This is a genomic window from Oleiphilus sp. HI0061, from assembly GCF_001635675.1.
In genome coordinates, this window is the sequence record NZ_LWFE01001202.1 from 1 (window position 1) to 562 (window position 562).

Annotated in this window: 1 protein-coding gene; it reads right to left on the reverse strand. The window is 42.2% G+C overall.

Features of this window, described 5'->3' with window-relative positions:
• On the reverse strand, positions 1-562 hold a 562-nt coding region (locus A3735_RS31140), incomplete at both ends, for a hypothetical protein (protein ID WP_197485937.1).

Consider the following 562-nt stretch of genomic DNA (forward strand, 5'->3'; position numbering starts at 1 on the left):
GTACCCACGACACCAGTCACTTTCTAAAGGTATAAGGCTAAACAGCTCACCGTAAATGATTTGGTCTTTAACCAAATAGGGCTGCTCGCAACTAATATCTGTACCTTTAAAGATGTTCTCAAATGCATCTAAGGAAATATCCTGGATGCCCTGTGCAAGCTCGATAGGATAGTACATGCTGCACACATATGAGCTGATTAGCTCGTCTAGAGCTTCAGGTGTCTCAAGTGTATAAACACCTGTAATTGCTTCCTGAACATCAGGGTCAAGGTCTTGCGTATCAGTAAGGCTGCTTCTACGAAGAAAAATCGGTAGTTCAGGTCGTGTATGATGAATTTTCATGCACAAATCTAAACCGGTGAAGCCGTTCGGGTCAGGATCCTCTGATAGAAATATTGCGCCGAGGTCAACGTTAGACTTTAGTATGTCATCTATTTCGTTCGAAGCATCTTTAATGCCGATCATATTATTGCCTGTACTAACTTTTAGGCCGACAAGCTTATGCTTGGTGCAGACTTCTTTGAGTACAGATAGTGCATCATCATTACATTCGTGCACCAAA